Consider the following 8,838-nt stretch of genomic DNA (forward strand, 5'->3'; position numbering starts at 1 on the left):
CCCCTCCGTCGAAGAGGGGGGCGGAAACGGATCGCAAAGCGAAGCTCAATTGACACAAAAGTGTCAGGGGGGAACTCCGTGTGGAACTCCGACGGGCCGGCCCCCTGGAGGGCCGGCCCGTCGGGGCGTCAGACCTCAGTCGAGCAGCCCGAGGCTGCGGGCGGCCGCCTCCGGGTCGATCGGGACGATCTGCGGCTGCGGCGCGCCGGCCACCGCCCAGTCCGGGTCCTTCAGGCCGTTGCCGGTCACGGTGCAGACGATCCGCTGGCCCGGGTCCACCAGGCCGGCCTCCGCCTTGGCCAGCAGACCGGCCACCGAGGCGGCCGAGGCGGGCTCCACGAATACGCCCTCCTGCGAGGCCAACAGCCGGTAGGCGGACAGGATCTGACGGTCCGTCACCTTGTCGATGAGGCCGCCGGACTCGTCCCGCGCGGCGAGCGCGAAGTCCCAGGAGGCCGGGTTGCCGATCCGGATCGCGGTGGCGATGGTCTGCGGCTTGAGCACCGGGGCGCCGTCCACGATCGGGGCCGAGCCGGAGGCCTGGAAGCCCCACATCCGCGGGGTGCGGGTGGCGAGGCCGTCCGCGGCGTACTCGCGGTAGCCCTTCCAGTAGGCGGTGATGTTGCCCGCGTTGCCGACCGGCAGCACGTGGACGTCCGGGGCGTCGCCGAGCATGTCGACGATCTCGAAGGCGGCGGTCTTCTGGCCCTCGATCCGCACCGGGTTGACCGAGTTGACCAGCGCCACCGGGTACTTCTCGGACAGTTCACGCGCAAGGGTGAGGCAGTCGTCGAAGTTCCCGTCGACCTGGAGGATCCGGGCGCCGTGCACCAGCGCCTGGCCCATCTTGCCGAGGGCGATCTTGCCCTGCGGGACGAGCACCGCGGAGACCATCCCGGCGCGCACCGCGTACGCGGCGGCGGAGGCCGAGGTGTTGCCGGTGGACGCGCAGATGACCGCCTGCGCGCCCTCCTCCTTGGCCTTGGAGATGGCCATCGTCATCCCGCGGTCCTTGAAGGAACCGGTCGGGTTGGCGCCCTCGACCTTGAGGTAGACCTCGCAGCCGGTGCGCTCGGAGAGCACCTGGGCGGGGACCAGGGGCGTGCCGCCCTCCAGCAGGGTGACCACCGGGGTGGCCGCGGTGACCGGCAGGCGGTCCCGGTACTCCTCGATCAGGCCGCGCCACTGGTGGGTGTGCGCGCCTCGGACGACGTTCTCGGCAACGGCGTTCATGGCTGTTCCTTATTCCCCTTCGACCCGCATGATGCTGGCCACGTCCCGCACGCTGTCCAGCGCGCGGAGCTTGTCGACCGTCGCCGACAGCGCGGCGTCGGTGGCACGGTGGGTGACCACGACGAGCGAGGCGTCGCCGTCGCGGCCCTGCTGGCGCACGGTGTCGATCGACACGCCGTGCTCGGCGAAGACGGACGCCACCTGGGCGAGCACGCCCGCGCGGTCGTCGACGTCCAGGCTGACGTGGTAGCGGGTGACCACCTCGTCCATCGGCTTGGCCGGCAGCCGGGTGTACACCGAGTCGCCGGGGCCGGTGGCGCCCGCCAGCTTGTTGCGGCAGACCGCGACCAGGTCGCCGAGGACCGCGGAGGCGGTCGGCGAGCCGCCCGCGCCCGGGCCGTAGAACATCAGCCGGCCGGCCGCCTCGGCCTCGACGAACACCGCGTTGTACGCCTCGCGGACGGAGGCCAGCGGGTGCGACAGCGGGATCATCGCCGGGTGGACCCGCGCGGTGACGGACGCGCCGTCGGCCGCCCGCTCGCAGATCGCGAGCAGCTTGACCACGCAGCCCATCTCCTTGGCGGAGGCGATGTCGGCCGCGGTCACCTCGGTGATGCCCTCGCGGTAGACGTCGGCCGCGGTCACCTTGGTGTGGAAGGCGATGCCGGCCAGGATCGCGGCCTTGGCGGCGGCGTCGAAGCCCTCCACGTCGGCCGTCGGGTCGGCCTCGGCGTAGCCCAGCGCGGTGGCCTCCTCCAGGGCCTCCGAGTAGCCGGCGCCGGTGGTGTCCATCTTGTCGAGGATGAAGTTGGTCGTCCCGTTGACGATGCCCAGCACCCGGTTGACCTTGTCGCCCGCGAGGGACTCGCGCAGCGGCCGCAGCAGCGGGATCGCGCCCGCGACCGCGGCCTCGTAGTAGAGGTCCACCCCGGCCTCGGCGGCCGCGGCGTGCAGCTCGGTGCCGTCCTTGGCCAGCAGCGCCTTGTTGGCGCTGACCACCGAGGCGCCCCGCTCGAAGGCCGAGAGGATCAGCGATTTGGAGGGCTCGATGCCGCCGACCACCTCGACCACGACGTCGATGTCGCCGCGGTTCACCAGGGCCTCGGCGTCGGTGGTGATCAGGTGCTCCGGGACGCCCGGCCGGACCCGCCCGGCGCGGCGGACCGCGATCCCGGCGAGCTCGACCGGGGCGCCGATGCGAGCGGCGAGGTCGTCGGCCGTCGTCGTCATGATGCGCGCCACCTCGGAGCCCACCACACCACAACCCAGCAACGCCACCTTCAGCGGGCGCGTACGCATCATCCGACTCCGCTCTGCATTCATCGTCTTCGTCATTCCGGCGGGTTTTCTCGGGGCCGCCGGAATCTTCGGTCCGTACCAGTCTCCGGGACTTTCCGTACGGATCTACGGTCGTCCCATGTATTGAGACGAGAATTTCGTCATCCGACATCCAGACGCAGGAGATCCTCCTCCGTCTCGCGCCGGACGATCACCCGGGCCGCGCCGTCCCTGACGGCGAGCACGGGGGGCTTGAGGGCGTGGTTGTAGTTGCTCGCCATCGAGCGGCAGTAGGCGCCGGTGGCGGGCACCGCGATCAGGTCGCCCGGGGCCAGATCGGCGGGCAGGAAGGCGTCCCGGACGACGATGTCGCCGGACTCGCAGTGCTTGCCGACCACCCGCACCAGCATCGGCTCCGCCTCGCTGGTGCGCGAGACCAGGGCCACCGAGTACTCGGCGTCGTACAGCGCGGTGCGGATGTTGTCGGACATCCCGCCGTCCACGCTGACGTAGGTGCGCAGGCCCTCCAGCGGCTTGACGGTGCCGACCTCGTAGAGCGTGAACGCCGTCGGGCCGACGATCGCCCGGCCCGGCTCCACGCTCAGCCGGGGGGCGTCGAGGTGGGCGGCGGCGCACTCGCGGCGGACGATGTCGGCCAGCGCGGCCGCGATCTCGGCCGGCTCGCGCGGGTCGTCCTCGCTGGTGTAGGCGATGCCGAGGCCGCCGCCGAGGTCGATCTCGGGCAGCTCGACGCCGTGCTCGTCGCGGATCTCGGCCAGCAGGCCGACCACCCGGCGGGCGGCCACCTCGAAGCCGGCCATGTCGAAGATCTGCGAGCCGATGTGCGAGTGGATGCCGCGCAGTTCCAGGCTGTCGCGGTGCGCCAGCACCCGGCGCACCGCCTCCGCGGCGGCCCCGCCGTTCAGGGAGAGCCCGAACTTCTGGTCCTCGTGGGCGGTGGCGATGAACTCGTGGGTGTGCGCCTCAACGCCGACGGTGATCCGGATCAGCACCTGCTGGCGCACGCCCTGGCGGGCGGCGATCGCGGCCAGGCGCTCGATCTCCTCGTAGGAGTCGACCACGATGTGCCCCACGCCGGTCTTCACCGCGTGTTCCAGCTCGTCCGCCGACTTGTTGTTGCCGTGCAGCGCGATCCGCGCCGGCGGCATCCCGGCGGCCAGCGCGACCGCCAGCTCGCCCGCGCTGCACACGTCGAGGTTGAGGCCCTCCTCGTGCAGCCAGCGCACCACGGCCTTGGAGAGGAAGGCCTTTCCGGCGTAGTAGACGTCCGCGTCGGTGCCGAAGGCGTCCCGCCAGGCGCGCGCCCGGGCCCGGAAGTCCTCCTCGTCCAGCACGTAGGCGGGGGTGCCGAACTCGGCGGCCAGCCGCCGGACGTCGACGCCGCCGACGGTGGCCACGCCGTCGGCGTTCCGGGCGACGGTGCGCGACCAGACCTTGGGGTCGAGCGCGTTCAGGTCGGCGGGCGGGGCCTGGTAGTGGCCCTCGGGCAGGACGTCGCCGTGGCGGGGGCCTGCGGGGTGTGCGGAACGGCTCATGGTTTTGCCAGTCCTTCGAGACCTATGGCGAGGGGCGGCGACGGTCCCCGTTGACCGTCCGCCGCCCCCGCCTCTGCGCTTGGGGGTGGTTCCTACATCCGCTCGGGCGCCGTCACGCCCAGGAGCGTGAGTCCGTTGGCGAGCACGGTGCGCGTCGCCTCGACCAGCCAGAGGCGGGCCCGGTGCGTGTCGTTGAGCTCCTCGTCGCCCTTGGGCAGGAACATGCAGTTCTCGTACAGGCGGTGGTACTTGCCCGCGAGGTCCTCCAGGTAGCGCGCGACCCGGTGCGGCTCGCGCAGCTCGCCGGCCGTGGCCAGCACCCGCGGGAACTCGGCGAGGTGGCCGAGCACGTCGGACTCCCACTCGGTGGCCAGCAGCTCGGGTTTGAACTGCTCGACCGTGCCCTTGTCCACGCCCAGCTCGGCGGCCTTGCGCGCCACGCCGCACATCCGGGTGTGGGCGTACTGGACGTAGAAGACCGGGTTCTCGTTGGTCTGGCTGGTCAGCAGGTTGATGTCCAGCGTGATCGTCGAGTCCGTGGAGGAGCGCGCCAGGGTGTAGCGGGCGGCGTCCACGCCGATCCACTCGACCACGTCGTCGATCGTGATGATGTTGCCGGCCCGCTTGGACATGCGGACCTCCTCGCCGTCGCGAAGCATCTTCACGAACTGGCCGATCTTCACCTCGATGTTGCGGTCCATGTCGTCGCCCGCGCAGGCCGAGATGGCCTTGAGGCGGTTGACGTAGCCGTGGTGGTCGGCGCCCAGCATGTAGAGCGCGACCTCGGCGCCGCGGTCCCGCTTGGACAGGTAGTACGCGGCGTCGGCGGCGAAGTAGGTCTTGTCGCCGTCGGCCTTGATCAGGACGCGGTCCTTGTCGTCGCCGAAGTCCGTGGTGCGCAGGAACACCGCGTCGTCGCGCTCGAAGACGTGGCCCTGCTCGCGCAGCCGGTCGATGGCCTCCTCGACCGCGCCGGAGTCGTGCAGCGTCTTCTCCGAGAACCACACGTCGAAGTGGGTGCCGAACTCCTCCATCGAGCGCTGGATCTCGGCCACCATGAGCTTGAGGCCCTCGGCGCGGAAGACCCGCAGCTGCTCGTCCTCGGGCAGGTCGAGCAGGCCCGGGACGGCGGTGGTGATCGCCTTGGCGATGTCGACGATGTACTCGCCGACGTACCCGCCCTCGGGCACCTCGCGGCCGTTCGCGGCGGCCTGCAGCGAGGCGGCGAACTTGGTGATCTGCACACCGGCGTCGTTGAGGTAGTACTCGGTGGTGACGTCGGCGCCGGAGGCCCGCAGCACGCGCGCCAGCGAGTCGCCGACGGCCGCCCAGCGGACGCCGCCGATGTGGATCGGGCCGGTCGGGTTGGCGGAGACGAACTCCAGGTTGATCTTCAGGCCCTTGAGGGCCTCGTTGCGGCCGTAGGCCTCGCCCGCCTCGACGATGGTGCGCGCCAGCGCACCGGCGGTGGCGGTGTCCAGGGTGATGTTCAGGAAGCCCGGACCGGCGATTTCGACCTTGGCGACGCCGGTGATCCCTCGCAGGCGCTCGACCAGCAGTTCGGCAACGGCTCGCGGCGGCTTGCCGGCCGCCTTGGCGAGCTGGAGGGCCACGTTCGTCGCGTAGTCGCCGTGGTCCCGGTTCTTGGGCCGGTCGACCGTCACGTGCTCGGGCACAGCGACGGCCAGCTCGCCCGCCTCGACGGCGGAGCTCACTGCGGCCTGGATTGCCTGGGAAAGGTCTGCGGGGGTCACGACGCCAAGCGTAGGCGAGACGGGGCGCCCGCCCGCCACTCGGTTTACCGGTTGGGACGCCGGGGCGGCCCTGTTCCGGGGTCTCGGCCCCGATCCGCCCGGCTTGTTCGCTCAGGGCGAACTGCGTCGCGCGCGCGGCCGGTCCGCGCCGGGGGCGGCTCGCCGGACTGCCCGGGCAACCGCATCAGGCGCCGGACCAGGGCCACCAGGTCGGCCGGGTCGAAGGGCTTGCCGAGGTAGCCGTCCACCCCGACCGTCGCCCCCAGGTCGAGGTCCGCCGGGGTGCAGGCGCTCACGATCGCGATCGGCAGCCGGCTGGTGTCCGGGGTCGCGCGCAGCCGGGCCGCCGTCCGCAGGCCGTCCAGGCGCGGCATCATCACGTCCAGCGTCACCACGTCCGGCTTCACCCGGCGGATGACCTCCAGGCACTCGGCGCCGTCGGCGGCGGTCACCACCTCGAAGCCTTCGAGCTCCAGGTTGACCCTGATCAGCTGACGGATCACCTCGCTGTCGTCCACCACGAGGACCCGCCCGGACACTCCCGACACCTCACCGAGGGTATCGGCGGCCCCACCGCCCCGTCCGGCCTTTGGGCACTTCCGCTCCCCCGCCCGCCGGCGCCGCCGGACGATCTTCCGGGAAACCCTGGTACGAGGAGCACGTTTCATGGGGTACTGTTTTCCACGTCGGAAGCGCGAGCGGCTGACAGGCCAGTAGGCCCCCGTAGCTCAGGGGATAGAGCACCGCCCTCCGGAGGCGGGTGCGTAGGTTCGAATCCTACCGGGGGCACTTCGCAGGAAGTGCCAAGTGAGGCCCAGATCAGTGGAGTTGATCCACGGTTCTGGGCCTTCGTCGTGTTCGGGGGCGGTCGCCCGGGGCCCGGCGCGGGCGGGCCCGGGGCTCAGGCGGAAGCCTCGGTCTGGGCGTAGAGGTCCGCGATGGTGTGGTCGAAGTAGGCGCTGTACGAGGTGTCGTCGGTGTCGCCGCCCTGCTCGTAGCCCCCGATCGCGCCGACCACCTCGCCGGTGGCGGTGTCGATCCACGGTCCGCCGCTGGTGCCGGACGGGTAGGACGGGCACTGGATGACCCGCTGGTAGCCGCTCTGCCGGCCGGTGGTGTCGGTGCACAGCAGCGGCTCCTCGGAGTCGGCCGGATAGCCGTAGAGCCGGACGGTCAGGCCGAAGGGCTCGCCGGCGCCGAGCTTGTTGCCGCCGACCACGTCCTCCACGTGGCGCCCGTCGCTGGGGGCGGTCTCCAGGATCGCGAAGTCCTCGTCCACGTCGCCCTTCTGGGACCAGCCGGGGGTGGTGTGGATCGCGGTGACCTGCCAGGTGCCGTACGGGGCGGTGCCGTCGCGGTAGCCGGGGGCGAAGGTGACGCCGTCGGTGCTGCTGAGGCAGTGCGCGGCGGTCAGCAGCAGGTTGCCGCCGGTGCTGTGCAGCACGCTGGCGGTGCAGAAGTGCTTGCCGGCCTCCACCGAGCCGCTGAACAGCGCGCCGACGCTGGCGGATTCGCGGTCGACGGCCGGGAGCGGGGCCGGGCCGGTGGTGCCGAGGGCGACGTCCTGGGCGGCGGGGGTGGTCGGCGCCGCGGCCGTCGGGGGGTCGGTGGGCGCGGGCGTGGCGGGCGTGGCGGGGGCCGCGACCGGGGCCGGCGAGGCGGGTGCCGCCGGGGTGGCGGCCGGGGAGGGTGCGGCGGCGGAGCGGGTGCTGCGGGCGGCCTTGCCGGCGGTCGTCGCGTCGGAGAGGTCCAGCCCGTGCGTCCCGGTCAGCACGGCGGCGACCGCGATCGCGGACAGCGCGGTGAACAGCGACGGGACCAGCGGGCCGCGGCGGCGGGACCTCTGTCGGCGGTGCTTGCCCATGCCTGCTTCTCCTGCCGGGGCGATCGGTGGCGGCGTCCGGTGGACGACTATGGCGCCTCAGCCTGGAAGGGGCGTGACCGGCTCCTTGGAGCTCGATGAGAAATCCGCTACCCGGCCGCGTCCCCGGCGCCGCCGCCCGCGCCCCGGCGTCACCGGTCGACGAGCACCGCGTCCAGTTCCGCGGCCCCGACGAAGGCGGTGTGCGTTCCGGCGGCGGTGCAGGCGAAGGCCCCGGCCACCGTACCGGCTCGGGCGCAGTCCAGTGGCGCGCGGCCCTGGAACCAGGCGTACAGGAAGCCCGACACGAAGGCGTCCCCGGCGCCGTTGGTGTCCACCACCGGGCGGCCCGGGTCGACGGCGGGCAGGTGGCGCGGCCCGGGGTCGTCCCGGGTGAGCAGGTGGCAGCCCTCGGCGCCGGCGGTGGCGACCACCACCCGCGCGCGCCCCTCGGCGAGGACGGCGCGCATCACCTCCTCGTGGCGGCCTCGGCAGCCGGCCACCGAGAGGAACACCAGGTCGGAGCCGAGCGCGTAGTCGCGGTGGTGCGGGTCCGCGCCGTCCCAGTCGTGCAGGTCGGTGGAGGTGGTGCGGCCCAGGCGGTGGAGGTCGCCGTACATGTCCCGGTTGACGCCGGTGATGGACAGGTGGACGTGCCGGCTGCGCTCGGCGTACGGCAGGTAGAAGGCGCGCGGCAGCCGCAGGTCGGCGGGGTGGCGGCCGTCGAAGAAGGAGAACCGGCGGCCGGCCGCGTCCACCAGGTTGACGCCGCGCGGGGTGCCGTGCGGGCTCACCAGGTGCGCGAAGTGCAGCCCGTGGCGCGCGTAGTGGGCGCGGACCAGGTCGCCCTGCGGGTCCTCGCCGAGGAAGTCGATGAACGCGGTGCGCAGGCCGAGGTGGTGGGCGCCGAGGGCGACGCCGTTGCCGGTGTGGCCGACGTAGTCCCGCACCGGTTCGACGAACTCCGAGTCACCGGACGGGATCTCCAGCCGCTCGACCCGGACGATGGTGTCCACTCCGGTACCACCGACGACGAGCAGGTCGAACTCCGGCAGCATGGCGGCTCCGTAAGTTGTTAGGCGGCCCAGGAGGGCCGGATGTGGCTGATGGCGGCTTGCCTTTGGTGGCTCCCAAGGAGTGGCCGTCCGGCTCTCCG

Annotated in this window: 7 protein-coding genes and 1 tRNA gene; 1 reads left to right on the forward strand and 7 read right to left on the reverse strand. The window is 72.5% G+C overall.

The genetic code is table 11. The features are described 5' to 3' along the window. Positions 1–135: 135 nt before the first annotated feature. From thrC to ACZ55U_RS27855, 5 genes are all read right to left on the reverse strand, one after another. Positions 136–1,233 carry a threonine synthase gene (gene thrC, locus ACZ55U_RS27835; protein WP_465530179.1) on the reverse strand — a complete coding sequence of 366 codons (1,098 nt, stop codon included), beginning with the start codon at positions 1,231–1,233 and terminating at the stop codon, positions 136–138. Between the two features lie 9 nt (positions 1,234–1,242). Continuing rightward, positions 1,243–2,535, reverse strand: coding sequence for a homoserine dehydrogenase (locus ACZ55U_RS27840; RefSeq protein WP_465530181.1), 1,293 nt, complete (start codon positions 2,533–2,535; stop codon positions 1,243–1,245). 137 nt (positions 2,536–2,672) lie between these two features. Next, entirely contained in the window at positions 2,673–4,067 is a 1,395-nt protein-coding gene (gene lysA, locus ACZ55U_RS27845) for a diaminopimelate decarboxylase (protein ID WP_465530183.1), read from the reverse strand. A 92-nt stretch (positions 4,068–4,159) separates the two neighbouring features. Next, positions 4,160–5,821 (reverse strand): arginine--tRNA ligase, encoded by a 1,662-nt coding sequence (gene argS, locus ACZ55U_RS27850; protein WP_465530185.1) that lies wholly within the window; start codon positions 5,819–5,821, stop codon positions 4,160–4,162. A gap of 44 nt (positions 5,822–5,865) precedes the next feature. Further along, positions 5,866–6,369: a response regulator gene (locus tag ACZ55U_RS27855; RefSeq protein WP_465530187.1), complete on the reverse strand. Its 504-nt coding sequence runs from the start codon at positions 6,367–6,369 to the stop codon at positions 5,866–5,868. Positions 6,370–6,538: 169 nt separating this feature from the next. Here ACZ55U_RS27855 and ACZ55U_RS27860 point away from each other — a divergent pair. Next, positions 6,539–6,610, forward strand: a tRNA-Arg gene (locus ACZ55U_RS27860). Between the two features lie 112 nt (positions 6,611–6,722). On the opposite strand, the gene ACZ55U_RS27865 is transcribed toward ACZ55U_RS27860, so the two are convergent. Both ACZ55U_RS27865 and ACZ55U_RS27870 read right to left on the reverse strand, forming a co-directional pair. After that, positions 6,723–7,685: a trypsin-like serine peptidase gene (locus ACZ55U_RS27865; RefSeq protein ID WP_465530189.1), complete on the reverse strand. Its 963-nt coding sequence runs from the start codon at positions 7,683–7,685 to the stop codon at positions 6,723–6,725. Between the two features lie 149 nt (positions 7,686–7,834). Continuing rightward, a complete protein-coding gene (locus ACZ55U_RS27870; RefSeq protein WP_465530191.1) occupies positions 7,835–8,740 on the reverse strand; it encodes a carbohydrate kinase family protein in 906 nt (301 codons plus the stop codon). Between the last annotated feature and the right edge of the window lie 98 nt (positions 8,741–8,838).

This window comes from Kitasatospora sp. NPDC034533 (assembly GCF_055575155.1).